At 44.3% G+C, this 26,878-nt stretch carries 21 protein-coding genes; 9 read left to right on the top strand and 12 right to left on the bottom strand.

The genetic code is table 11. The features are described from left to right. Positions 1–84 precede the first annotated feature (84 nt). The 4 genes from WD077_00630 to WD077_00615 form a co-directional block, all read right to left on the bottom strand. Entirely contained in the window at positions 85–384 is a 300-nt protein-coding gene (locus tag WD077_00630) for an antibiotic biosynthesis monooxygenase (protein MEX0965716.1), read from the bottom strand. A 299-nt stretch (positions 385–683) separates the two neighbouring features. Further along, complete coding sequence (locus WD077_00625; protein ID MEX0965715.1) at positions 684–1,109, bottom strand: SRPBCC domain-containing protein; 426 nt, start codon at positions 1,107–1,109, stop codon at positions 684–686. A gap of 84 nt (positions 1,110–1,193) precedes the next feature. Further along, a complete protein-coding gene (locus WD077_00620) occupies positions 1,194–1,706 on the bottom strand; it encodes a DUF4199 domain-containing protein (protein ID MEX0965714.1) in 513 nt (170 codons plus the stop codon). Positions 1,707–1,822: 116 nt separating this feature from the next. Next, a complete protein-coding gene (locus WD077_00615; protein ID MEX0965713.1) occupies positions 1,823–2,302 on the bottom strand; it encodes a response regulator transcription factor in 480 nt (159 codons plus the stop codon). Between the two features lie 427 nt (positions 2,303–2,729). On the opposite strand from WD077_00615, the gene WD077_00610 reads away from it, so the two are divergent. Beyond that, on the top strand, positions 2,730–3,014 hold the full coding sequence (locus tag WD077_00610; protein MEX0965712.1) for a type IX secretion system membrane protein PorP/SprF: 285 nt from the start codon (positions 2,730–2,732) through the stop codon (positions 3,012–3,014). Positions 3,015–3,086: 72 nt separating this feature from the next. On the opposite strand, the gene WD077_00605 is transcribed toward WD077_00610, so the two are convergent. The 8 genes from WD077_00605 to WD077_00570 all read right to left on the bottom strand — a co-directional run bounded on the left by WD077_00605 (position 3,087) and on the right by WD077_00570 (position 16,981). Beyond that, a complete protein-coding gene (locus tag WD077_00605; protein ID MEX0965711.1) occupies positions 3,087–8,195 on the bottom strand; it encodes a YCF48-related protein in 5,109 nt (1,702 codons plus the stop codon). A 585-nt stretch (positions 8,196–8,780) separates the two neighbouring features. Then, positions 8,781–9,206 (bottom strand): DUF1801 domain-containing protein, encoded by a 426-nt coding sequence (locus tag WD077_00600; protein ID MEX0965710.1) that lies wholly within the window; start codon positions 9,204–9,206, stop codon positions 8,781–8,783. A gap of 283 nt (positions 9,207–9,489) precedes the next feature. Beyond that, positions 9,490–9,864, bottom strand: a complete 375-nt coding sequence (locus WD077_00595) for a hypothetical protein (protein ID MEX0965709.1) — start codon at positions 9,862–9,864, stop codon at positions 9,490–9,492. Positions 9,865–10,383: 519 nt separating this feature from the next. Next, positions 10,384–10,740, bottom strand: coding sequence for a hypothetical protein (locus tag WD077_00590; GenBank protein MEX0965708.1), 357 nt, complete (start codon positions 10,738–10,740; stop codon positions 10,384–10,386). After that, positions 10,737–11,255 carry a hypothetical protein gene (locus WD077_00585; GenBank protein ID MEX0965707.1) on the bottom strand — a complete coding sequence of 173 codons (519 nt, stop codon included), beginning with the start codon at positions 11,253–11,255 and terminating at the stop codon, positions 10,737–10,739. The genes WD077_00590 and WD077_00585 overlap by 4 nt, the downstream gene beginning before the upstream one ends. Then, on the bottom strand, positions 11,191–11,931 hold the full coding sequence (locus tag WD077_00580) for a TIGR04255 family protein (GenBank protein MEX0965706.1): 741 nt from the start codon (positions 11,929–11,931) through the stop codon (positions 11,191–11,193). Before WD077_00580 ends, WD077_00585 begins: the two co-directional genes overlap by 65 nt. Before the next feature lie 195 nt (positions 11,932–12,126). After that, complete coding sequence (locus WD077_00575) at positions 12,127–13,899, bottom strand: DUF885 domain-containing protein (protein ID MEX0965705.1); 1,773 nt, start codon at positions 13,897–13,899, stop codon at positions 12,127–12,129. A 118-nt stretch (positions 13,900–14,017) separates the two neighbouring features. After that, positions 14,018–16,981 (bottom strand): M1 family metallopeptidase, encoded by a 2,964-nt coding sequence (locus WD077_00570; protein ID MEX0965704.1) that lies wholly within the window; start codon positions 16,979–16,981, stop codon positions 14,018–14,020. An 80-nt stretch (positions 16,982–17,061) separates the two neighbouring features. On the opposite strand from WD077_00570, the gene WD077_00565 reads away from it, so the two are divergent. The 8 genes from WD077_00565 to gatA all read left to right on the top strand — a co-directional run bounded on the left by WD077_00565 (position 17,062) and on the right by gatA (position 26,878). Continuing rightward, positions 17,062–18,462, top strand: coding sequence for a tetratricopeptide repeat protein (locus tag WD077_00565; protein MEX0965703.1), 1,401 nt, complete (start codon positions 17,062–17,064; stop codon positions 18,460–18,462). 10 nt (positions 18,463–18,472) lie between these two features. Beyond that, complete coding sequence (locus WD077_00560) at positions 18,473–19,234, top strand: phosphosulfolactate synthase (GenBank protein MEX0965702.1); 762 nt, start codon at positions 18,473–18,475, stop codon at positions 19,232–19,234. A gap of 177 nt (positions 19,235–19,411) precedes the next feature. Beyond that, positions 19,412–22,351, top strand: coding sequence for a glycoside hydrolase family 3 N-terminal domain-containing protein (locus WD077_00555; GenBank protein MEX0965701.1), 2,940 nt, complete (start codon positions 19,412–19,414; stop codon positions 22,349–22,351). Positions 22,352–22,423: 72 nt separating this feature from the next. Further along, on the top strand, positions 22,424–24,103 hold the full coding sequence (locus tag WD077_00550; GenBank protein MEX0965700.1) for a T9SS type A sorting domain-containing protein: 1,680 nt from the start codon (positions 22,424–22,426) through the stop codon (positions 24,101–24,103). Next, complete coding sequence (locus WD077_00545; protein MEX0965699.1) at positions 24,100–24,501, top strand: thioesterase family protein; 402 nt, start codon at positions 24,100–24,102, stop codon at positions 24,499–24,501. The genes WD077_00550 and WD077_00545 overlap by 4 nt, the downstream gene beginning before the upstream one ends. 257 nt (positions 24,502–24,758) lie before the next feature. Beyond that, positions 24,759–25,124, top strand: coding sequence for a rhodanese-like domain-containing protein (locus WD077_00540; protein MEX0965698.1), 366 nt, complete (start codon positions 24,759–24,761; stop codon positions 25,122–25,124). 78 nt (positions 25,125–25,202) lie between these two features. Continuing rightward, the gene (locus WD077_00535; protein MEX0965697.1) at positions 25,203–25,448 is read left to right on the top strand and encodes a twin-arginine translocase TatA/TatE family subunit; all 246 of its coding nucleotides are present in this window, start codon (positions 25,203–25,205) and stop codon (positions 25,446–25,448) included. 2 nt (positions 25,449–25,450) lie between these two features. Next, entirely contained in the window at positions 25,451–26,878 is a 1,428-nt protein-coding gene (gene gatA, locus WD077_00530) for an Asp-tRNA(Asn)/Glu-tRNA(Gln) amidotransferase subunit GatA (GenBank protein MEX0965696.1), read from the top strand.

The raw sequence follows: 26,878 nt of genomic DNA, 5'->3' as shown, positions 1-26,878 counted from the left end.
TGGTCGCATGAAACCCTTAGTTATCAACACTCCTGTGTTTATAGACAGACTCTAATTATTTCAGCCAATATTTCCACAATGATATTATTTCTCTCTTACTTTTGTCAGGTCCACTGCTTTAGGCTCCCCATCGCATAACGGATAAAGCTTTGACACAAAATGGTTGCAATAGGCTGAATTTCGATGCTTCAATTGCGCATGCTCATCTTTGAAAGACATCAGATGAAAAAAATGCCTTTCATCATCAGAATGCTGAAATGACCTATATTCAACCGTTTCGGGTTCATTCAATCGAATATTATCAATAAAGTTATTGATAATATCACGAACGACATGAAGTGATTCGTCTTGCTTAATTACAAAATCAATCTTAATATTTATCATAATATGCTTTTTATTTATTGACGAATGAATACTTCATATTTGGACAAAGATACCCTGGAATGGCCTTGCATTTGGCTTGTGACGGTTTTCAAAGTTCATTTCTGCTCCTTGAGACAAACTTACTAAAAAGTCCAAAACTGCGATTTACTCCCACCCTGCCATAAGTTATGTGCGCTGTTCGTTCCAGGTATGGCAACAATGTACTTCAATTAAAGATCCGCGATGTACGCTTTCCGAATCGATTCAAGTTTGCTGATTACTCCTTTTAATATCATAGCCTTCAGGCACACATTTGCAAATTATTCTTCCGAAAGCCTTTTTATTTCTTCAAGCATGGTCCGGATGTGAGCCTGGAATATTTGAACCTCCGTTTCAGTGGCAATTTTTGTTCGGGAATATGTCAATTCCACCGCATTATCAGGCACCTCATTTATTGTGTAGGCAACTTCCGAATAGTTTTCAGGCTGGTCTGCATCACCGCCCATGCCTGTCCAAAAGGTGTGTCGCAAAAGGCTTGCTGGCCTGATTTCCAAAACCTCTCCTTTGTTTTTATAGGGGGCACCCTGCATTTCGCCTGTCCAGGAAATGGGAGAACCTGCTTTCCAATCGGTTTCCACTTTGGAGCCTGTGTATAAGGCAATCTTCTCAGGATTTGTTAATACTTCCCACACCTGAGAGGGGGTTGCATTAATTTTAATGCTTGCATTTACTGTGTTGCTTTCCATTTTAATTGATGTTTTAAATTTATGGTAACTTGAATTTCCAAAAGATTAAATAACCTGCGGAACACGAATGACAAACAGTTCATTCTATTTATCCTTGATTTTCTTTTTCAGGATGAGAGAACTTACGAGTGTCACCGCCAATCCTATCGGCAGAACTTCCGCATACGTAATCAGCACAACGAATAGCGGGTTTTCATACATTTTGCTGAAATTCTCCATCTCCTCCGTTTTAGCGGCCAATTCTGCTTCAGTGGTGCATTGATGTAACACATGATCTGTGTAGACCTCTATAAAATCCGGCACAAACAAGTAATAGTAAAACAGCCAGGCCACGACATACAGCGAAGAGGCTAATAGAGTAATATACAGGCCGCTTTTAAAAGCCCTGCCAAATGAAATGATCCCGCCCAGCACCTTATTTCGATAGTTCCGTATACCGAAGAAAATCAAGGAGTACACAACCACCATTATGGCATATCCCAGTACGTCATTGCTTTTGAACTCTGGATCGGTGTACATCATGTTGATCATTATGAGAGTAAGGGTGCATTGAATTGCCCCTAGCACCAAACCGAAGATGAGTACGTTCTTTTTCATTTTGATTTGCTTTAAATTTATGCTGCAAAGCTGCAGTTCCCCGGCTTGGGACCACTCATACTTTAGTACCAATTCTATGTATTCCGGTATGAAATCATACTAAAGTACGAGCGCAGTTATTCAACTATTCTCAGCCTTTTGGCTTTCTCAATTGCCTGGGCACGCCTTTTTACGTCCATCTTTACATAGAGATTAGAGATGTGAGTTTTGACCGTGCTCAGTGAGAGAAACAAAATGTCTGCGATGCCGGAATTGCTATGCCCTTTTGCCACAAGCTGTAATATTTCGTATTCCCGGTTGGTGAGTTTTAGCTTGCTCATCTCCTCCTCATTGATCGTAAATTTTTCCGGCTGGGGAACAAGCACCTCCTTTTCAACGATCACCTTCTCAACTTTGGGTTTGGTCAATTGTGTGGCTACCCAAACGCCAAGAGTGGTAAAAAAGACCGCAATGAGCCCAATATAAATATCCAGGGAATTATCAACGATCAAGAACTTCCATTGCAGCCATTTGAGGATGAATACGAGAATTGCCAGGAAAATTCCATATAGAATTACATGTCTGATCTTGAGAAATATCTTAATCAAAAAAGTCATTGTCCTGATTTGCAGTATCGCTGGTTTTGTATGAAGCACCACGCTTCAAGGCAGTTACTTGTTCGTGTATCGCAAAGGTAGCAACGAGTATGAAATCCCGCGGAAACGGAGCTTCGGATCATTGTTGGATCGATTCCAACGAATTTTTCTTTTTACCAGGCAATTGTAATCGCCTGCTTCTTTCTAAAATAATTCTGTTAATAAATAATACTGCTATTAAAATAAGCAAAATTCTCAGCCAATCATTATTATATTGGTAGCGATGACTAAACGTGGAACTACTTTACGTCCCAGAGTTTCTCAACGGATATCAGCCGATGGGATTGAGGGGTTGATTTTCTTTCTCTTAATGACAATCTTTCAGTTTCCATTCTTGTTTTGGTTGTATCAATTGTATTACATTTATAGCTGAAAAACACCTCAGAATATGAAACCATTCACCCTATCCTTGTTCTTCTCGCTGATCGTCCTATCCCTATCTGCTCAAGATCCACATTTTACCCAACCCATGGCTGCCCCGGTCTACTACAATCCTGCATTTGCCGGAACAGCGCAGAAGGCCCGGATCAGCACAGCCTATCGGAACCAATGGTCTTCGATATCAAGTGGCTACCAGACCTACAACGTTAGCTATGACCAACAATGCAACGCGCTGGCGGGTGGTGTGCCTCCGCCAGGCTTGTTGACAATGGGAGCCGGAGCATTTTTTTGAACTGCCGGATTGTTACATAAGAAATGATTATTTATATTGACGCATGTCCGTGCTGAACTTCATATACAGAACCTATCGAAGGCTATTAACAAGTACGATTTTACCCTTCAATATGGTACGGTCGGACTGAAGAGTAATAAAGTATATCCCATCTGAAAGTCCTTGCATTTGGAGGGGAATTTCATGCGCTTGGGGTGGCGCCACAACCTGCCTTACAACTTTACCCGAAAAATCAGCAATGGTTATTATGGCTGGGCCATAGGGTTTATTTTTAAGATAAGCGATACCGGTTGTCGGATTGGGGACTATTCTCATAACCTCTGTAGTCGGATTGAATACGGAACTAACGGTCATTATATTCACTTGTATTATATGGCTCGTGTCCGTTCCACAGATATTTTTTGCATTCACCTGATAGCTTCCACCATCGGTTGAATCTACTTGTAGTAGTCTTAATACTGAATCGGTTTGACCAAGGAGGGGCACACTATTCTTAAACCAAGTATAGTTGATCGGCAAAGTTCCGGTGGCATTTGCATTTAACTCCAGCGGCATGTTTGTATTTATGCTAGTGTCCAAAGGCAAGTAGCCCAGTTTCACAGCTTTTGCCACCTGCACTTCTATCGGAACGGAAAATCCACTCCGGCCACAAGGCAAAATCGTAGCAACGGCAATGTAGGCTTTGCCTTCATAATAATTCCAGCTTACTAACCCTGAATCTTTGTCAATGGTCCCGGCCGCTGGTGGCAGCAGCGTCCACTCAAGCCTCGAATTGGGCGGGGCGTTTGTAATATATTGCGTTGATGTTGTGGTGTTTTCGTTAACGCAAACTTGCAAAGTTCCCTGAGGTGTGTCCGGAACTTGATTGACGGGTGCCTGGCTCACATGGATATTAATGAAGGTGGAGTCGCCTTTGCATCCGAATGGCGATACGGGTGTTACGGATAGTACCACATCACCAGTATAACCAAATGAGGAAACCAAAGCAGCGCTGTCGCCACTATGATAAACCATTGCAGCGGTATCAGGACTGACCTTCCAAAGGTAGGTAAGGTTCGAGAGAGCTGTGTCAATGAAATATAGCACTGCAGAACCTTCACAAATCGTATCAGGGCCGGATATAGTGGAGACCGAAGCAGGAAGAGGCTTAACCAAAATTGACTTTGTAACTGAATCTCCAGGGCATCCTTGCATTGACATAGAATACAGGGTGATGGATACCTGACCATTAAAGATAGGATGAGCATCGAACCAAAGACTATCCCCTGAATAACTTGTGGTGCCCGCTGATTTTGGTAATACTTTCCAGGCATAGCTATTTCCTGTACTCGTTTTATTAGGGGTAAAAACTGCATTTTTACCTGAACACAAGGTATCCGAACCCAAGATCAAATCAGGAAAAACAGGCTCGGGTAGCATCTTAATTAATCTTGCCGATGTTTCTGAACGGCAACCAAAACTATCTATCGCCCACGCCCTTATTCTCACTGAATCCACATTTTGAGTGATCTTCAACCATAATGTGTCACTTGTTAGGTTTGATGTCCCAGCCGTTGATGGAAAAATATCCCACGCAAGCCGTACAGAAGTATTGTTGCCAGATGGAAGGATAGGAAAAGGTTCGGGCGCATTTTTGCAAATTGAATCTGCACCTAAGATGACTGGAGATGCAATGGTACCTGAGACATGGACCTGAATGGTATCACTTTGTTGAGCGCCACATCTTGATGTACTGGTAGAAAACCAAACTTTTGCAGTTCCAGAGAAGCTTGTATCCCATGAAGCAACCATCGAGTCTTGGTAATTGCTAACTGTAGCAGCTCCTATGGGGTCAATGTGCCACTGGACATTGGAGAAGTTCTCAGCTTTGACTGGGATTCGATAGATTGAGGGAGAAGGACTTCCACATACCACACTATCTCCGTGGGGTGAAACTGGTATCCTTGAAGATTGCTGGACATAGATGTTTACTGTATCGGAAGGGATACTTGGACAGCCATACTGATCCAATTCCCTAACATATACTTGAACATTGCCCGTAAAGGTGGTATCCCAGAAAATCAATACGGAATCAGCATCACTGGAAAGGGTGGCTGAATGGCTGTCTTCTATACTCCATTGAAATTTAGATAATGGTGTTCCCGTAACATGTAACAATGTAAAAGGTTGGTTAGAACATACCGTATCTGGCCAGGGATCTGGCCAGTCGTTGATAGTAGGTTGGGGTGGTGGAACCCAGCTTGGAAATATCTCGAAATGAGAGGAGTCAGACCAAGGCCCTTCACATCCGCCTTCGTTAATCATCCGTACCCGTAAAGTAGTTTTTCCAGTATAGTATTTTGTCCATTCCACAGTAATGGTGTCATTTTGCATATTAAGAATAGTACCCGCCTCAGAAGGGATCAACGACCATATATGGTATTTTCCGGTGGATGAGGGAACATGAAACTGGGTGCGGTATGGGGTGCCGCAAGCTGTATCCGCAGGCCCAAGTGGACGCATTGGCTTCACTGGCCTCGGAAAAACCTCTATCTTTCTGGTTTGAATCAAAGTATCAGATCCCCTGTAACCATATAATGAGATATTGTAGGTTCCAGAATTAGTAAACCAGAAAGAAGTATCGTAGGAACTGGCGTATAATGTCGTGTCAACATACCACTCATACCTCTGACAATGGGAAGAGTGGTTTTTGGTAGTCAATTTTTCCCCTGTACAGATATTGGAAACATCAAAATGGAATAGCGTATCACCTCCAATTTTGTGCAATGTGGAGCTTCCCCCAATAAAACCACGAACCGGGTTAATAAAGAAGATGTCTCCCAAGCCATGATTTCGGTTGAGCAAAGTATCCCAACAGGCTCCGCCATTTGGCGATTTGAAAATGATGTTTTGAACGGCTGCATAGAGCGTGTCTAGCGTACTATAAGCAGCCGCACTTATGGTGTGATAAAAGTCTACTGGAATATCCACTTGTTTCCAGTTCCAACCCCGGTCTTCGGTCAACATCATATACGGGCCAAACCCTGTGGCAACACCATGATATTTGTCATAAAACTTGATTTTGTGAATATCAAAGATTGGTAATTCCAGATTCGCATTTGTATAGGTTTCACCTGCATCTTTTGAGATAAGGATAAAACTGTAAGAAAAGGCATACCCTCCAACAAAGAAGCATTCATCCGCGCTATTGCAGTAGACGTCTTTCAAGGCATGAAAGTTATTAGGAGTTTCGTGCATTTTTTTCCATGTGAAGCCTCCATCTATCGTCCTCATAATCGTGCGTGTGCTCACTGCATACCCCGTATCAGGCGTGGGGAAACTAACGGAACGGTATGGACCTCCCGGTATATAATAGTTTCTGTTCCAGGTTTTTCCGGAGTCTCTGGTTTCATAGAGGGCATTGCTGGCCACATAGCCCATTGAATCATTTAAAAAATAGAGATTGGACAAAAAAGTATTCCATGAAAAAGGAGTGGAAGCGAGCCAGGTGTTGCCGCTGTCATTGGTGCGATAAAATATGTCGCCACCAGTCATCATATACCCCACTGCGGGGCTGGTGAACTGAATATTATTGATGTCTCCATACGAAGAAATGGAAGGAAGGGGAATATTTTCCCAACCTGGCAAAACCGCCTTTGCTTCCAATATAACTGTGATAGAATCTGTACCCGTACAGACATCATTAAAGGTGGTTAAATAGTAAGTTTTAGAAGACGAGATGCTTACAACTGGATTTTTGATCGTAGAGTCGCTTAAGCCATCTGCTGGCCACCAGGTATAGTTAGAATATCCTGTTGGCGACATTTGAACGATTCCGTTATCGCAAATATGAATATCGTCCCCTGCATCTACATCCACAAATTCTACTATTGGCATGTTTAACTCCATAACTGCAGTATCTGTATAAGTGCCATTGGATGAAATGAGTCTGAGCGTATCCTTGCTTGAAAGCAGATCAATCCGAATGGTATCATTAAATTTATTTGAGACTATTGAATCTCCCAATTTCCAAATATGGGTATTGGAGGGGGAGCCTCTATTGGTGAGCACAATGTCAGTATAGCCACATTGAATAAGAGCGGTAGTATCAAAAGCTGCGACAGGATGAGCAGTACCTCCCAGATTATCGGTATAATAGATCAGTCCGTTTTCTCCAACGGCATAACCTTTTGAGCCCCTGAATCCAAATTGGATGATTTTCTTGTCCCTCAATACCCGGAACTCTTCCCAACTTGAACCTCCGTCAGTACTTCTAAAAATGCCATTTGGCAAAAGATTAGGTGCCTGTTTGCTTATCACAAAAAGGGTATCTTCATTGAGGGCCAATACTTCTTTTATATTATAAAATGGTGTCAGTAGGGTATCCCAGGTGTTGCCTCGGTCAATTGTTTTATGCATCAGGTTATCGGTTCCTATGTACCCCGTGTAAGTTCCCCCGAATGAAAGGCACCTAAAACCATATCCGACTGAATAATCAGGAGTCCATGATTGTCCGCTATTATATGATCTTAAAACCACGCCTTCCCCAATCGCAATACCGGTGTCCTTCTGTGGGAAAGCAATATCACTTATTCCGTAAAAGGTGTTGTGAGCAACATTATTCCAGGTATTTCCTCCATTCATCGAACTTTTAATACGCGGCATATTGCCAGCTACGTATATAGAACTTGCAGAGGATGTATCTATTGCCATGAAATACTTCGAAGAATTATGGGTGGTTCTGTTTCGTGAGTGCCACGTAACGCCACCATCCACAGTCTGCAAAATAAGTTCGCGATTATTTAGGTTTGATGAAGGCCCTACTAATATGCCCTTCAGGCTATCGGTAAAATAAATATCGTATACAGCAATGAGATCATAACCTATGGCAAGTGTGTCAGCGATATAGATGGCACTGAAAACATTGTTGGTGCCTATGTAAATGGAATCAGTGCCTCCGATTATCACCCTTCCATAAGCATCCAATTCCACGGTATACAATGGATCAGCAGTGAATTCATTTAGTTTATTCCATTGGGCTCCCAACCATGCGGGAATGCACAAGCACAAGAAAAGACATACAAAGGTTTTGGCTATGGCAGCCCTTATTCGAGCCAAAAAATCGCTGGTCATTGCAACAAGTTTAGTATGGTTCAGTTTGAAGGGGAAAAGGTACAACCCCTTTTGCAACATCCACTGCATGAAGGTGTGATTTTTTGCGAAGCAGGTAAGGATTTTTACCGCCTTCCTGTCCTACGAAGAACGCAACCACTTCTTGGGTGCAAGTGCATTTGCCACTGTTTTTATTTATCTTATTTGATCTTTTCTTTTGAATTGACCGTTCAGCATTAAATAATCTTTCGCAACTATGAAATTAGGAGTATCAAAAGTAGAATAAAAATATTCACCGAGGCTTTTGCCCCGACTAATATCTCTGACGTTGAGGCAATGCATGGCCAGAGGCATAGGGCAGGGACGCAAATGCCCGGAATGACTGCGGCCAAAGGCTGTGATCGCAGTTGACACCAGGCTGGAGCCGGGCGACTGAGGTGTAGAGGGTAAAACTCGTCCCGTACCACTGTCAGGATACTGGAAAAGAGTATAAACCTTTCTTATAAAAGCATTTTCTAAATGGCTAGCATGTCTTTACAATTATGTTCCTTCCATGTCAAAAGGCAAAATACGCTTAATGGTCTTGGCTAAGAAACGTGCGGGATTCGGAACGGAGTGTAATTTAGCTGCCGGACAGAGTTCAGATTACAGACCCCAATGTGACCGGCAAGGCATTTATATTTCTTTTGCCGTAGCTTCAATCATATCTTTTAACACATCCAGATTTATATCTGTCAGTTTATTTATGTATAAGCAACCAACGCCAGTTGTGTGTTTGCCCAATTTTTTTAAAGCGTCTGAATGTTGTTGTATGTCAACTCCAAGATGCAATGATAAATTTGCTTTCCGTGGCGAAAAGCCCATTTGAAACCAATCAACCTCTCTACCTGTTTTGGGGCTTTTGTATCGTCTCTTACCGAAGCCAATAAGCGATGCTCCCCACATTTTAGGTTCCTCTCCAGTTATCGTTTGCGTTAGATTAAGGACGATAAAACTGTCATTACGTTTCTGTTCATCCTTCATAGTATTGATAAAATCTTCAACACTTGCAGAACTTTGTTTTGTTTTGATTTCAATCCGTTTTGATTTTTTTGTAGCCATTTGTAATTATTATTTATTTGACATTACTTTATTTAAGGGAGCGTCTTGTTGTGTCACGCTTTCCGCGAATCGGGTCAGCCAGGAGATTTTCACCCCGGCCTTCCCGCAGAAGAGTACGTGAAAGTCTGTCTTCATACATCTCTTTATGTTCTTTGTCGCTGCGAATATACGCATGGATGAAACAATTTGTAATGTTCAAATAAGCGGGGAGTTTCCTAGTACAACATTGCTGGAAAAGATATTAGCATTTAATCCTAATAATTTTGCGCTCAATGTTAAACAATTAAAGGTGATCATCAATTTCAACTAATTTACCTTCGACTATAGTAAAAGATAGATGCTCTCGAACTTTGACGTTGTGGCCTTTATTGCGGCCTGGCTTCCAAGGAGGCATATTATTAATTGCTGCCGATATTTCTGTAATTAGTCCGTGGTGGGATGAACCTCTCGCCTGAATATAGGTTAAGGTTGTTTCTCCATCACAACCTATGATGAATTTAACTTCGACTATAGTGATTATTTCTCTGGGAAAGTCTTTAGGAATGATCAGACATTCTCTAAAATATTCATAATAATCATTGTTATAGCTACTACTAAATTGAGGAGGTACCTGTGCCGTGACAACGGTAGGAAGTTGATGACAATCCAGCTCTGCCAACAGTATTCTTTTATCTTTTTGAGGACAACAAGGATAGAAGTTGCAGGGATCACGATCTGTAGTTCCAGTTGCAATTGTTTCTTCAAATAAAAAATTCTTACGCTTAATAACGTATTCAGGATCCCACCAACCTATATCATAAATATAAAAGGTTTCATCACAAATGTGATCTGTAAAACGTGGATCACTTTGGAACCAGAAAAAAACTGGGGTAACACGATATAAATAATCCTAAACCCATTGCTCCAACAATTGTCACTTTTTTCATTCGATGCTGCCACATCGGTGCATTATCGGCTTTCTTTTTAAACATAAATGAAACAATCAGGAGCAGAATCATGAAATAGCTGAAAATCAGTAATATGGATTCTGCCATGGTATCCAATCTATAAGAAAGTACAGCGCTGTAATTATCAGGAAGGCCGATAAGATTTTTCTCGCTGAATACCTTTCTGGATTAAAAAGGTATGAAGGAATTCTCAACATTATCCATTATTTTTATGGTCATATCCCAACATATCAGTCTGGATATGCAATTCGTACGACAGCCTTCGCAAGCTTTCGGGCAACTCCCCGTGTGATGTTCCCCTTTACTAAGCAATGTGCATCATTATCTTCTTGAGGATTATGCACGTTTTCCAAACCTAACGATAGCGTGAAACCGGCCTTTAGAGCAAAGAGCCGGAAACGGGTTTTATCCTGGATGGCTTTCGGGTAAGTAGTAAGGCGCTCTAAATCTACTGATAAACCATCTTCTTCTTTTCTGAGGCTGAAGCTTGATGAAGCAGGACTTCCATCATCTTTTATGAAATTGGGATCCAGGAATTGAACCCTTCGCAGCAATCGGTCATATTCATTTATCACCTCCATGTTCATGGATTACTTTGAAAAAAATCTATGAGTTTGCGGAAGTTTTCCTTTAGATTACCTTCAAGCTCCACCTCATCATCCTTAAACAGTATCAATTCATTTTGGCCAGTGGGCAGAAAATAAAGTTCTGCTGCTTTACTTTCCTTTTGAAATTCTAACATAACCTCACCCTTTACTCCCGGTGCGAGAAAATAAAAGGGCAGGTCAATCATGTGATTTTCAATTAGGAATGTACGGGCTTCTGCTATACTAGCTGGAGATGGTGGTTCTGCTGAATAGCTGTCCCAGTTTTCTGATAAATGGGAGAGGCGATTCAATTTCTGAAACATCTCAGCTATATTTTCAGGAAATCTATTTAGCCGGCTGAAGTAAATGCTGGATGACTTACCCTTCTGAGTTGGAAATTCTTCACGCAATGAAGGTGTGGTTGTTTCGCCATAGGTGGCAGTAGGCTCACTAACTAAAGCTTGCATAGAATTCTTTTTTACAAATTTCTTTAAATATTGCAGACGAACATTCATGGGCATTTTTAAGCCAGCTTATCACCTCATCATTCGATGTTTTCTCGTGGCGATTTACAGCGGTCTGCCAAATAAAAATATCTTCTTTCTTGTTATTTAAACCCGTTGAGAAGGTAACGTTCAAAAGGCCAGAACCAGCCATTTCAAAGCTTTGCTCAAAATGAAAGCGCTGTAATTTCCCACGAGTATGAAACCGATTGATGAAACTGAAATTGATATATTCCTCCACAAAAGCTTCCCAGCTTTCTTTTCCGTAGTCTGCAACCCGGACCACATCAATGTAACGCAGCGAGAGTGAATTAAACCCTAACTGTCCATAACTTTTTTTCAAAGCTTCAAGGGCGGTTTTTATATTGGGAAGATAGGTTTTATCCCATACATAATTTTTCTCTGTGTCATTTACAGTGGCGATGCCCGGACCCAACTGTATTACTGGCCAGGTATCTTCCTCTTTCCAAAACTGGTGGACGGCTTGGTAGTTCAGAAGCTGATGAGGAAAATCGCTTGGAAACTTCGCCACATGATGAGGAAATTTGTTTTTTAGCGCCTCCTGAAATTTGCCCAAGGCAAACAGATATTCGGCATCAATAAGCTGTCTGCCTGTGGAATCCGGTTGTAGTGGCCAGCGTAACTCGAAAATGGCTTCCTGTAAAGGTGCTTTTGGTAATTTGTTCATGATGCTATTAAATTAACTTCAATCATCATAAATTATTCCCGATTAACTTACTGAAATACTGAGGCTGGAAAAATATCCAAGTTCGAGCCCCATTTCTTATTTCTATCAAATTTTTGATGTGCTCTCCATCTGATGACATCAATGCCAAGTACATGCGTCTCCTTATCATACCAAACAGCAGTCTCATATATCCTCCTATTCCCGCTCCCCCAACATCGCCTCCCGAATATACTTCACCGGTGCGCTCCCATATTTCAAAAACGTCTCGTTGAAATTCTTCAGGGAATATTCTTCGCCCATTTTTTCCTGGTAGTCCTGGCGGAGTTTTACGATGTCCATGTAACCGGTGAAGTAGCTGGTGAGTTGCACTTGTGATAGTTGTACCCTGCGCCATTTGCCACGGGCTTCGGCCTCTTCCTGAAAGGCTTCGTTCATCAGCAGGTTTAGCGCCTGTTCCTCTGTCATGTTCAGTACATGCACGCTGTAGTCGAGGATGGTGTTGCAGGTGGTGCGGAGGTTCCATTTGTAGTACATCAGCCACATTTCAGCGGCATTCTTGCCATATCCTGCTTCCAGCATCATTCGCTCTCCATAGACGGCCCAGCCCTCTATGGTGGCCCCGTTGCCGAGGATGCTGCGGATCATGTCAGGATTCTCGTTGCTATATACCAACTGCGCATAATGGCCGGGAATGGCCTCGTGGATGTTGAGGATTTGCAGGATGTAATCGTTGTACTCGCGCAAAAAGCTCTCTGCCGATGCTGTGGTGTATTGCGGTGAATTGAGGGGCGAAACGTTGTAGAAAGTCTCTTTGTCCTTGTCATAAGGTCCGGGTGCAGAGATGGATGCCCCGGCAATGCCGCGCATGTACATTGGCGTTTCGCGCACTGTCAGCGGCTTGGAAGGGTCTAGGTACAAGAGGTCTTTTTCGCGTACAAATTCCGCCAGCCGGGGTATTTGCTTTTCAATATCCTGCATAAAGCTGTCGCGGTGCGAGTGCTGTGAACTCAGCGTGTCCAGCATGTGATGGACCACCTGCAATCCCAGCGGTTGTGCTTGTCCCGGAAAATATTTTGACCACAGCCGCTGGCTTATCCGGGTCATCTCCCTGTGCAGCGAATCTTTGTGCGCCCTGGCTTTTTCATATATTTCTTTGGCCGTGTAAGTGGAGACAATATCATATTTGAATTTTTCTTCATAAAGGTTTTCCCCAAGGCGGAAATTGCGGCTATTCTCTCCGTTTAATTCCGGCAGCACTTCCAGTTCAAGGTAATTCGCAAAAGCATTGATGGATTCCACGGTTTCGTTAATCGTGGCTAGCATTTCTTTTTGTTGTTCACCGCTGATGCCTGCTGCATTCAGCGAATCAAGAATGACGTTCTCAAAAATATAGGTTCCCCCGCGAATCTGGTCTATCGCCAGGCGAGTGTGCGGTACGGAAGGCCGGTCAATATTCTCACGCGCCTGTGCATAATATTGGGGCACATGCTCCATTTTTTCAAATACAATTTCCAGCTTTTGTGCAAGGGGAGCAAAGTCACTTTTTATAATCCGGTCGAATACGCCAGCTACATTGTAGGTAGCGGGATTCCATTTCCATCCCTGGTAAGTAGTAATGTACCAGCGCTGCGATTCCAGTTCATTTTCTATCATTTTATAATTAATGCTGTTGTCAGGCGAGAGGGAAGCGGGATCGTATTGGTGCAACGAATCCAACATCCGGTTGGCAAAAGCTATTTGTGCCTCTCTGAGCGAATCTGAGGGAGCGGGAAGCTCGGCAGCATAATCATAATAACCTGCATACACGGCTTGCTGTGGTGAAATTTTCCAGAGTTCATTTATAAAATAATCTTTAAAGACTTCAAATTCAGGATCCTGGTTCGGAACGCCTTCCACTTTCTCGGGTTCGCTATCGCAGGCATTGAAAAACAGGAGCAGCAGCAAGTTGTACAGATATATCTTTTTCATTTTCATTTATTATTTGCCAAAGCTATTAAAGTTTAAAATAGTAAAATCAGCATTTAAAAAACTTCAATTTATTTTTTGTGAAATGATTAAAATTTATAGAAAAGATTTTTGAAAGGAATTAAAATAAACGATTGACGAGTTTTGGGGCATCCAGCGGATTGAGTTTGTGCAAATTGAGCATCCAGGTGATCTGTGTCCAGTAGGTATCGGAAATCAGGTTTATGGATTCGCGAATGGCGGAATTGTAAAACAGCGGCAGATAAAGTTCAGCGATTTCTTCAATAAATACGAGAACGATCCCGGCTTCATAATAAAGCTCCTCTGAATCATTAAAAGTGGCGATGCTGGCATACGGCTTTATCGGGAGCACCCACGGCCAGTCTGCCCGGAGGTTGGCGGCCGCGAGCCATTTATTTGCATTGCCGAGGTTGCCTGCATATTTAAATGCGCCATCATCCAGCACTATCTGTTGCGACCAGAAATTTTGGAAAGGAAAAGCACTTCGGTCAAAGTAAAGATGATCGTACGCATAATCGAACCTCCCTGTCCTGGAGCCTACACGAAAATTATAAATCCCGCTGCTGGCCTTTCCATAGGCGAATGCACCGGCAAACAACCGGAGTTTTATGCCCTTTTTCTTTTCATTATAAATCCATTTGCGGGTAAACTCACCGAAGGCTTTCACAAACTGGTCGTCCGGTGAATATTGAACGCTGACATTAACATTCGATGGCCGGAGCGCGTGGGCATGGCTGTATGCTGATCTTAATTCGAGAAGGGTTGTCTGTATGCCGTCTCGCTCAGGCCAGGGTCCGGGCCGGTAGGCGTCTTCAGATATCCATACCGCTCTCAGCCGGGTTTTGAATTCTCCCGGCTTGTTCAGGGGTTTCGGCCTGATCGTTCCTTCCACAAATGGCGATAACCGGATGTAGCGGAGATGGTCGTTTCCGAATTCATCGAGGTGGAAAGATTTAACCTGCAAGCCTGTTTGCAGTTTTTTCCATGCCTGGCCATCGCTATCGTAACTGTTGTATCTTATCTCTCCGAGCCCGGAGAACTTCCCACTGCCAAAACCATAAACCGGTGCTAAGGCATATTGAAGCCGTGAAGGTGGCAGTGGTGTATTGTAAAATGCGAGGCCCAGCATAAACCTGTCGTACACATTATATCCCACTGCCGGAGCGATAAGCATGGTTTCCTTGCCGGGCTTTTCCAGCGAAAATACCGGGCGTATCCGGAATGGAATACCGCCTGCCTTCAGGTTGTTTTTAACATTCACATCCGGAACCCACTGAGCCGGATTTATCTGCACCACATCGTAATCGCCCACGGGCAGCGCAATAGTAGTCCTGTCTCTGACGCCCTCCACCCATCGCTGATAGATCAGGCTGTCGTTTCGCAAAACGTTCAGCAGAACGGGGGCATATTGCGCTCCTTTTTTCGCTATCGTTACTTGCAGGGAATCACCTCTTTGCTTTGTCTTTTTTATGGCATAATCCAGGTTGTTCCTGGTCGTGAGCATTTCATCAAAAAACCAGTCCACATTTTTAGAAGCATTTGCTTTAAATATCTGCGCAAGATCTTCAGGTTGAGGGTGCCTGAATTTCCATTCCTGGTAATAGCGCTGCATGATGCGGTCAAACTCTTCGAAACCGAGGTAGGCTGCCAACATTTTGAAATCTCTCGCTGCTTTTCCGTAAACGACTAATCCATAACTGGGATACGTAAAATCTGCCGAGTGCAGGTTTTCCGGCTGGTCCAGATGCTGCCGGGCATAAATCATATAAACGAAATGGAGCGGGTCACTGAGCATTGGAGCTTCTCTGAAATCCATCCGCGGAGTAAGTTCGATACTGCCCGGTTTCCACTGATTTCCTGTATACCGGTTTTCATAGTATGAATTGATTCCCTCGTCCATCCAGGGATGCTCCCGTTCATTGGTGGCAAGAACGGCCTGGAACCAGTTGTGTCCTACTTCATGCAGGATCACCGTTGGCAGATCGTGCAGCACACTGATCACGGTGATGGTAGGATATTCCATGCCACCTCCGGCAGATAATGCGCCCGAAACAGCCGTTACATTATCATAGGGATAAACGCCAACTTTCCCGGAATAGAACCGGACAGCGCTGATCACATTTTCTACAGCACTTTCCCAGGGTTTTCCTTCTGCTCTGCCGGCTTCTAAAGTATAAAATGCCCAGGCTGTGATGCTGTCATTTCTTCCGGGAACTATAAATTTCTCACTATTCACCAGGTAATCCCGGTCAGCGAACCACGCAAAATCAATCGCATTATCAATTGCATACCGGATGGTTTTGGTGGAAAACGTAGTATCGCGCAGAAATACCTCATCGCGCTCCTGCCAGTTAATAATACGGGAAGTCCGCTCCCGCTGCTTAAGCCACTGGATCTCGGACGGGGTTTGCAATTGCCCGGTTGCCGCTACAGCAAAATCTACCGGCAGGGTGATGGTGACATCGTAGTTTCCGAAATCGCTGTAAAATTCTCCCTGGTCCAGGTAGTGCATCGTGTTCCAGCCATTACGGTCATAGACGGCCATTTTTGGGTACCATTGTGTAACCTGGAATCCGCCTTTGCTCCTGCCAAGCCGGGAAAAATCTGCGGGCAGCTTAACGCTGAAGGGCGTGGATATCTCAATGGATGAACGCGGTAATAAAGGTCGCGGAGGAATTAGCCGGACAATTTCTTTGGAGTGGTCAGTAAATTCCCACTTCACGGGAGCCTCATCCACCCTGAAGTCAAGAAAATCCATATAACCCAGGTCAGCCTCTGCTGCAAACTGAAACTTCAGGTTGCCATTATTCAGTTGCTGTTCAGCAAATGGCGTATTGCGGCTGTGGTATGCATTCGGCCAGAGATGCAAGAACATCTCACGCAATGTGTCAGGAGAATTGTTGTAGTATGTAATTGTCTCTTCAGCCGTAAGGATGTGTGTCACATCATCCAGCGTAACTTGTATCCTGTAGTCTGCCCGCTGCTGCCAATGCTCCTGGCCATAGGTGGCAGGTGAGAGAAATAGTAATGAAGCGGAAAGAACTAACGTTTTGATGTTCAGCATGGGTTTGGCAAGTACGGGTGAAAAGGTAACTATTGGCCTGATAATTTGATATTTTTGCGCAAATCTCAAGAAAAATCTGAATGAACGATTATAAGGATCATTTTGATAACGAAACCCGTTACCTGGTTAGGAGATATGAAAAGATGCTCCGTGAGGCGGATCACCTTTACTTCGAATCTGATGAGTTCGAGAGTATCATAGATTACTATCTTTTCAAGAACAAAACGGAGCGGGCACAGTCGGTAACGGATCGTGCGCTGGAACAACATCCTCATGCAGTTGCCATTCTGTCGCGAAAGGCACAGCTTCTTTCTCAGGAAAACAAGCATGACGAAGCGCTCCGCCTGCTGGAAAAGGCCGTCTTGTTTGAGCCGGCCAATTATGAACTGCTCCTGCAGCTTGCCAACCAGTACGATGAAATGAATGACTTTCCGGCAGCCATTCAGTCCTATGAAAAAGCACTGACATTTAGTTCTGAAAAAGATGAAGTATACCTGATGCAGGCATTCACCTACCAGAACTGGGACAAATACTTAGAGGCGGTAAAGTGTCTGGAGCAGGCCCTTGACGAAAACCCGGGAAATGCCGAAGCGATGCAGGAACTGGCGTTTTGTTTTGATTATCTGAATCAGCCGGAGAAGAGCATAGGCTATTACGAAGAATTACTGAACCGCGATCCTTATGCTTACAATATTTGGTACCAACTCGGATTGGTGTATGAAGGCCAGAATCATTATGAAAAAGCACTTCAGGCTTATGAATATTCCACTCTTATAAAACCGGATTTCCCTGCTGCCCATGCTAACATGGCGAAGATGTATATGCAGCTTGAGGAATTTACCCAGGCTATTTCCTCTTTCCAAATTTGCATTAAGCTCTCTGGCGGGGATGCCTATACTTTTTGCCAGTTGGGAGATGCCTGCCGTTTTCTGGAGGACCAACATGCCGCAAGGAAATATTATCGCAAAGCCATTAGCATTGAGAGCGATTATGCGGATGCATGGTTTGGTATTGGATTAACATACGAAGCAGAAGAAGAATACCGCAAGGCAATCACCTTCTTTATGCGGGCCATTGAGCTTAATAAAAACCGCGAAATTTACTGGTACACCCTGGCCGACTGCTACGTTTGCACCGGAGATGTAAAAAAAGCAATCGAGGCCTATCAGCGCGTCATAGAACTGGAGCCTGAAAGCAAGGAAGGCTGGATAGATTTCGCAGTGCTCTTGTATGAAGAAGGGTTACAGCCTGAAGCTTTCGATTTGCTCCGGGAAGCGATCAACACACTGCCACAATGCGATGATTTTTATTATCTGATGGGCGGAATGATGATGGCCACAGGAAAAACCATGAAAGGCCTGTTTTATCTCGAAAACGCACTTACCCTCAACCCAAATAATCACAAATTGCTCTTCGATTATTTTCCTCAGCTTTTGGAAAACAGCATGGTTCTTAGCCTGCTTGAGCAATACAAAATTTGAATGATCCCCTATGAATTTTGATTTAAATCAACTTCCTGAAAGAACACAAAAACCACGGGAGGCGGGCCTCACTATGGTTATGGACAAAGGCATGAGCTTGCGGGAATCGGAGGACTTTATCTCTGTGGCAGGCCAATATGCTGATCTGGTAAAACTGGGTTTTGGAACCTCGTTCGTTACGCCCCGGCTCCGCGAAAAACTGGACATCTACAAACAGGCCGGTATCCCGGTATACTTTGGGGGTACACTCTTCGAGGCATTTATTGCAAGAAATCAGTTTGAGGAATACAAGCGTGTGCTGGATCGGTTTGGAATGGGCCATGTAGAGGTTTCAGACGGCAGCATTACCCTAGAGCACGAGCAGAAGTGCGAATACATCTCTGATCTGGCTAAAAATTTCGCGGTGTTAAGCGAGGTGGGTTCCAAGGATGCGGAGAAAATTATTCCTCCTTATCGCTGGATACAACTCATCAAAGAAGAAATGGCAGCCGGAAGCTGGAAGGTAGTGGCAGAGGCCAGAGAAAGCGGAAACGTGGGAATATTCCGTGGAACAGGCGAGGTGCGCTCAGGACTTGTAGATGAGATCCTCACGCAAATTCCGGCCGATAAGATATTGTGGGAAGCTCCGCAAAAATCTCAACAGGTATGGTTCATCAAATTGCTGGGTCAAAATGTGAACCTTGGAAATATCGCACCTCATGAAGCTATTCCGCTGGAAACGCTGCGCCTAGGATTAAGAGCCGATACGTTTGATGATTTTCTTGACAAATAAAAGCGTTGAAGTCACAAATACAGAATCACAAGTGGACTCCAGGATTTGAGTTTTAACTTAAATTTCCGGTAAAAATTAAAGCACTTTTAAATATTTTTCCGGCTTATGCTCAACGTAAGGCCCCGGTGAGGTTTTTGCCGTATCCCACGCTCCTGACCTAACAATAGCCCTTCCTTTATGTATAAAATTTTTTCCTGGTTGCTTATTGCAATATTTCCTGTTGCACTTTTTGCACAACACCCTCTCCACCAGGAAAAATCCTATGCTATTTACGGCCCTTCTTCCTGGGCCGATTCCCTGATTCAGACCATGACGGTTGATGAAAAGATCGGCCAGTTATTCATGGTAGCGGCATATTCCAATAAAGATCAGAAGCATACTGAAGAGATACTGTCGCTTATCCGGGATTACCATCTGGGAGGACTTTGCATGTTTCAGGGAACTCCTGCGGAACATGTGAGGCTGGTGAACTTATTCCAGGATTCCTCAAAAGTTCCTTTGCTCATTTCAATGGATGCTGAATGGGGACCTGCCATGCGGCTGGACAGCGTGATGAGCTGGCCACGCCAGATGATGCTCGGTGCAATAGAAAACGACAGCCTTATTTATGACATGGGCCGTGCCGTGGCAAAACAGCTAAAGCGGCTCGGGGTAACGGTAAATTTGGCTCCCGTTGTGGATATTAATAATAACCCCCTGAACCCTGTTATCCACACCCGTTCTTTTGGTGAAGACATGGTGGAGGTGGCCGAAAAGGGCCTGGCTTATACCCGTGGAATGCAGGACGAGCAACTATTGGCCGTGGCCAAACATTTCCCCGGACATGGCGACACACAAACCGACTCACACTACGATCTGCCTCTCATTCCATTTACCAAAAAGCGCCTGGATTCATTAGAGCTTTATCCGTTTCGGAGGCTGATACGCAAGGGCGTAGGTGGCGTTATGGCAGCCCATCTTTCAGTTCCTTCGCTTGACAGCACTGTGAATGTGCCTTCATCCCTCTCCCCGGCAATAATTGATTATTTACTCCAGGTCCAGATGAACTTCCGGGGACTGATCTTCAGTGATGCCCTGAACATGAAGGGCGTGGCAAAATACTTCGGTCCCGGAGAGGCGGCATTAAAGGCGCTGATGGCCGGCAATGATATAATCCTTTATCCTGAAGATGTGCCCACCGCTGCCGGGAAAATAAAGCAAGCGCTTGCTGACAGCATCATTACCGAAAGCGTAATTGATTTTCATGTTGCTAAAATTCTGAAAGCTAAAAACTGGCTGGGGCTGGATACCTTTAGCAAGGTGGAAACCGAAGGCCTGCTCGAAGAGCTGAACGCCCCTGCATTTATTAACCTGAAACAGCAGATCGTTGAAGCCGCAATTACACTGGTGAGGAATGATTCGGATTTTGTGCCGCAACGAAAGCTTCTCCATCAGCGGATCGCAGTTGTTTCTATGGGAGCGGAACAAGGAAATTCTTTTCAGGAGATGATTTCACGATATGCTCCGGTATCTCTATTTTCAATTAAGGCAACAGCCAAAAAGGCTGCTTATGACGAGTTGCTTGGGTCATTGCAGGAATTTGACCGGGTAATAGTCGGACTGCACAACGTGAGTCGCTACAACGTCCGGACATTTGGGATCACCACTGATGCCATCAATTTTGTACATGCACTGAACCAGCGCCAGAATATGTTGCTGGTGGATTTCGGAACGCCCTATAGTCTTTCACGATTCAGAGAGGTACACAACCTGATGCTGGCCTATGAGGATGACAGCCTGATAGAATCTGTAGCCGCGCAAATGATCTTTGGCGGACTGCCGGTTAAAGGAAGGCTGCCGGTAAGGATTGATACCACTTTCGCCCTGCATTCAGGCATTCAGCAATCCGAAGTTTTAAGACTCGCTTATACACTGCCTGAAGGCGCAGGGATTGCCTCATCAAAACTGAAGGGAATTGATTCCATTGCCCAATATGCCATAAAGGAAGGTGCAACGCCCGGCTGCCAGATCCTCGTTGCGAAGAGTGGTAAAGTGATCTATCATAAATCATTTGGGTATCATACCTATGAGAACGAGTTTCCGGTAAAGAATACGGATATATATGATCTGGCCTCCATTACCAAAGTAGCAGCCACGACTTTGGCCATAATGAACTTGCATGAAATCCGCGCCTTAAGACCCGCTGATCAACTCGAAAAATTCCTGCCTGATCTCCGGGGAAATCCTAAAGGAAATTTAACCATAAAAGAAATTTTAACGCATCAGGCCGGGCTGGAGGCATGGATCCCTTTTTATAAATATACACTCACGGCCGGTGGAATATGCGACAGCAACTACTGCTATGAACCGAATGATTTTACCTTACAAGTAGCACGCAACCTGTACATATATCGTGATTATGGAGCAAAAATGTGGGAACAGATCTATAATTCACCGCTGGGCAGCCGTGGAGATTATGTGTATAGCGACATCGGGTTTTTCTTTATGAAGCGAATTGTTGACAGCCTTACCGGCTCGTCTTTTCGCGGATACCTGGAAGACAATTTTTACGAACGGCTTGGCATGGGACAAACAGGATTCAATCCTTCCGTGTGGTATCCGATGGAGAGAATTGTACCTACTGAAAACGATAATTACTTCCGGAAGGAACTCATCCACGGATTTGTACACGACCCTGCCGCTGCCATGCTGGGCGGGGTGGCAGGACATGCAGGACTTTTCTCCAATGCCAACGATCTGGCTATCCTTATGCAGATGCTGCTCAATAAAGGGACGTATGGTGGAGAGCAATTTTTTGAACCCAATACAATTGAATTATATACCCGTAAGCAATATAAAAACAATCGAAAAGGACTGGGTTTTGACAAACCGGAAATGGACCACAGGAAAACCGGGCCCACCTCCAGCCTTGCTTCACCAGGCAATTTCGGCCATACCGGCTTTACGGGCACATCCATGTGGGCCGACCCTGAAAATGACATGATCTATATTTTTCTGTCCAACCGCGTATATCCCACGGCAGCTAATCGTAAACTTATCTCCATGAATATCAGGACGGAGATAGAAAAGGTTATTTACCAGAGTTTTCTTGATCAAAATAAGGCAGGTTCTAATTAAATACTGCGAGCGTGGAAAATGCCGCAGTGTGCGGTGTTTATCAACAATTGCGTTATAAGCCCTGTTCCTTTAATGAACCAAGAACGACAATACATGCCTCGCTTTATATCTTTATTTATTGTATTAATATTTTCGCAGTTTCCGCTATCTGGCCAGGTGGGTCAGGTTCAGATTATTCACAACAGCCCTGACCCGGAACTAGAGACGCTTGACCTGTATTTCGAGGGAGCGCTCGTAATAGATGATTTCAACTTCAGGAGTGCTACTCAGTATCAGACGGTATTGGCCGGCATTGATGTCAATTTCGGAGTTGCCCCTGCCAACAGCAGCAGCATAAATGATACGATCAGAAATTTCGTTTTGCATTTTGAGGATGGAGAACTCTACAATATCTTCATTGGAGGCGTGTGGAACACTGACAGCTTTGATGTGAATCCGGCAGGAAAAGGAATTGATTTCAATATATTCCTAAATACAGAAGCAAGAGAGGCGGCATTGGACAGCAGCAAGGTGGAATTCATGTTTTACAATGGAGTAACGGATGCACCGCCCCTGGATATCACCGGCACAAGTGGCATTGTATTCGGAAATCAGCTTGCGTATGGAGAGAGAACCGGATACTTCAGCTCCGAACCAGAACCCCTGATCTTTAACATAGCTCCGGAGTCAGGAAATTACGAAATAAATTTTTTGGGTTACAGAGGCGAAACTGCCATTATTTTTACTTCCGGATTTATGAACCCGGAAAATAATCGCCAGGGAGAGAGCTTCGCAGTATTTGCTGCCTTTTCGGATGGAAGTGTTGTACAACTGCAGGAGCCTGTTTCCGCGCGCATACAATTTTTCAATGCCGCACCAGACCCCTCACTCGATTCGCTGGACGTATACGTCCAGGGTCGCCTTTACTTCGAAGGTTTCTCTTATCTCAGCGCTACTCCATTCCTCACCTTCCCCGGTGATTCGGACCTCACAGTTGACCTAACCGTTCCGGGATCGCAAACCGTTATTTATACCCGCGATATCTTGCTGGACAGTGGTGAAACTTATTTTGCAGTGATTACCGGCCTGTTGCCTCCAAATGATACGGTTTCTAATCCGGAGGGCAAAAGCACACACATTCAACTGGCGCTGGAAAAAGGATTGAAAGAGACCGGTGATACGATCTCGGAATTTGAATTTCAAACGTATAACGCCATTCCAGATGCTCCAGCCGCACGGGTAATTGCGGATGATCAATTGGCGATTACCGGCCCTTTAGGCTACAGGCAATTCGATGGCTATTTCTCAATTCCGGCTGAAACACATACATTCCAACTCGTTGATAGCCCTTTGGTGCTTTCCTCTTTTTCCGGAGATTTTACGGCACTCTCCGGCCATGTAGGGGTTGTGCTGTTTTCGGGGATGTTTCATGAAGCTTATGATGTTCCCACGACCATGAACATAATCCTAGCAGACGGGGAGGTGATAAACTATTCTCCCACAGGCATCAATAGTAATCCTGGCGTTTCCTTAAAATTCAGCACATATCCCAATCCGTTTAGAGAAGGATTCACCGTGGAATGGCCGCATAGCAGCAAACCGCTGGAGCTAACGATAATCAACGCAAGCGGTCAAATCTTAAAGCAGGTTCGTCCACCGTTCTCTGAAAACAGGATCTTCCTTGATCTCTCATCTGAGAAAGCAGGGTTTTATTTCCTCCGGTTCAGGGAGGGTGACCAAACAGGGTATTCCAAGGTATTTAAAATAGAATGATCAGGCAAAGCAGCTACAAAATTGCAATCTGGGGAAATCACCTGGATCTCTACCAGCACGTAAACCATGCCCGCTATATCGAATTTCTTGAGGAAGCCCGCTGGGCACACTTTGGCGGAACGCAAGTTTTAGCGAAGATGAAAAAACTTGGGCTGGGTTTCGTAATTGTAAATCTTAATATTGATTATTTGCACCCAAGTACTATGGGTGATGTGTTGATTATTAAAACAAACCTTAGAAGCATTGGCCATAAAAGCGCGCAACTTTTTCAGGATATTTCATTAAATTCCACCGATAAAAAAGTAGCTGAGGCTAAAATTACCTTTGTCTTACTTGATATGAAAACGCAGAAAGCAGTGCCGGTGGACGAGAAACTGAAGTCGTTACTTCTGAAGTGATTTCTTGCTCTTGGTGGTTTACGTTCAATAGATTAAGTATAAACACGTGAAAGAAAACCTAAATATTATCCATAAATAGTAGGCTTTACTGCCCATGTGGCCGTAGTTTCGCAAGGCTTTTGATTATGGCGGTTTAAACGTAACCACCAACGAGGTGTTAGAATGTATTGGATCGGAATTGTGAAGTTGGGGAGTGTTGAATAATCCAGCACATGTAAAAAAAATTTATTAGAAAAGAAAAAGTTCAAGCGATAAGCATGTGGAAAAAACTTGTTGATATTGTATACAGGAGGGATGATCAGGTAAAGTACCGGACTCTTTCAGCTTCCGAACTCCACTCATCCATCAAAATGAAGAATGGAAGCGCAGTTTTACTTGATGTTCGGAATCCGGATGAATTCAAAGAAGAGCATATACCCGGAGCAGTCAATATCGCATTGCATTCCCCGGAGTTCCTGAAGCAGATTCAGAAGCTTGAAAAAAACAAAACCTACTTCATTTACTGCAGAAGCGGCCAGAGAAGTGCTATGGCCTGCGAAATTTTAGCCCAGCATGGCTTTGAGCATATCTACGACCTCCGTGGAGGAACCACCTTCTATGAGGGAGAATTGAAGAAGGACTAATTTTTTGCCCTCCCGTCCTTTAAGTGAAGATTTGGTTCAGAACTTGACACATCTGCTCATTCTCATCAAACATACGCTATGCTACACTCTATCCTGTTATTTTCATTCCCTGGCGGGTCTGAATGGTTCCTGATCTTTCTTGCAATTATTCTCCTATTTGGTGGCCGGAAAATTCCGGAACTGATGCGCGGAATTGGTAAAGGCATAAGAGAGTTTAATGATGCTAAAGAAAAAGTAAAGGAAGGCCTTGAAGATGGAATGAAAGAGGAAAAAAAGAAAGAGGCCGGAATTTATCCCCCGCCTGTTCAGGAAGGGACTAAATAATAATGGTGAAGGAAACCCGGTCCTATAAGCAAATTCGGCAGGCGCTCTTCAGTGGCCAGTCTACCACGCTCGAAATCGTAAAGCAATATCTTGAAAGAATAGAAGAGCACCGGAATCTCAACTGCTTTCTGGAAGTATTTGGTGCAGAAGCGAGGGAGCGGGCTGCTTTAATTGACAGAAAAATAGCAGATGGCACTGCCGGCAAACTTGCGGGAATGGTTATCGCCATTAAGGACAATATTTGCTATCAGGGCCATAAATGTTCTGCTTCATCCAGAATTCTGGAAGGATTCCAGTCTTTGTACTCCGCCACCGTTGTAGAACGGCTTATCAGGGAAGATGCCATTATAATTGGCCGCACCAACTGCGATGAATTTGCAATGGGTTCATCCAATGAGAACTCGGCTTACGGCCCCGTTAAAAATCCAATAGACACAACCCTCGTTCCGGGCGGATCTTCAGGAGGTTCCGCAGCGGCCGTTGCAGCCAATCTTTGCACCGCAGCCCTGGGTTCCGATACCGGAGGCTCCATACGGCAGCCGGCAGCATTTTCAGATGTGGTAGGTTTCAAACCATCTTACGGCAGAGTTTCACGCTATGGCCTTATTGCCTTTGCCTCTTCATTTGATCAGATCGGCCCTTTTACAAATAACATTGAAGATGCTGCACTTTTGATGGAAGTGATGGCCGGTCCCGATAATAAAGACAGTACGGCTTCCTCCCATCCTGTACCAGAATATATTAACGAACTGGAATGGCAGGGCAAGGTTGATCTTGCATTGCTACAGGAATGCATGGAAGCTGAAGGGCTGGATCCTGAAATTAAGGAAGCATTTACTCAGCTGGTAGAAATGTTAAAAGCTGATGGGAATACCGCCACCAGCGAGACCTTTCCTTATCTTGAACAGGTAGTTCCGGCTTATTATGTTCTCAGCACGGCCGAAGCTTCCTCGAACCTGGCGCGGTATGCAGGGATGATTTATGGCTACCAGGCCGAAGGCGCCTCTAATCTGGAGGAAACCATTGTTCGATCCCGTTCGGAAGGATTTGGGAAGGAAGTACAGAGACGGATCATGGTTGGTACTTTCGTGCTTAGCGAAGGCTACTATGATGCGTACTACGGCCAGGCACAAAAAGTAAGGAGGCTGATCCGCGACCATGCAGAAAGCCTGCTTCAGGATAGTGAATTCATTGTATTACCAACATCTCCCGGCCCACCGTTCAGGTTAGGCGACAAAACTTTAGATCCTGTGGCTATGTACCTGGCGGATATTTTTACCGTTCAGGCTTCATTAGCAGGATTGCCTGCTATCTCCATTCCGGCAGGAAAGCTTAAAAACGGCCTTCCCTGGGGATTGCAAATTATCGGAAGAAATTTTGAGGAGCACCGGCTTCTTGCATTTTCACAATACATTATGAAAAAAATTTAG

It is taken from the genome of Bacteroidia bacterium, from assembly GCA_040880525.1.
Taxonomy (GTDB): Bacteria; Bacteroidota; Bacteroidia; order CAILMK01; family JBBDIG01; genus JBBDIG01.
Note: the sequence above shows the minus strand (reverse complement) of the source record. Positions and strands in the feature narration are given on the sequence as shown.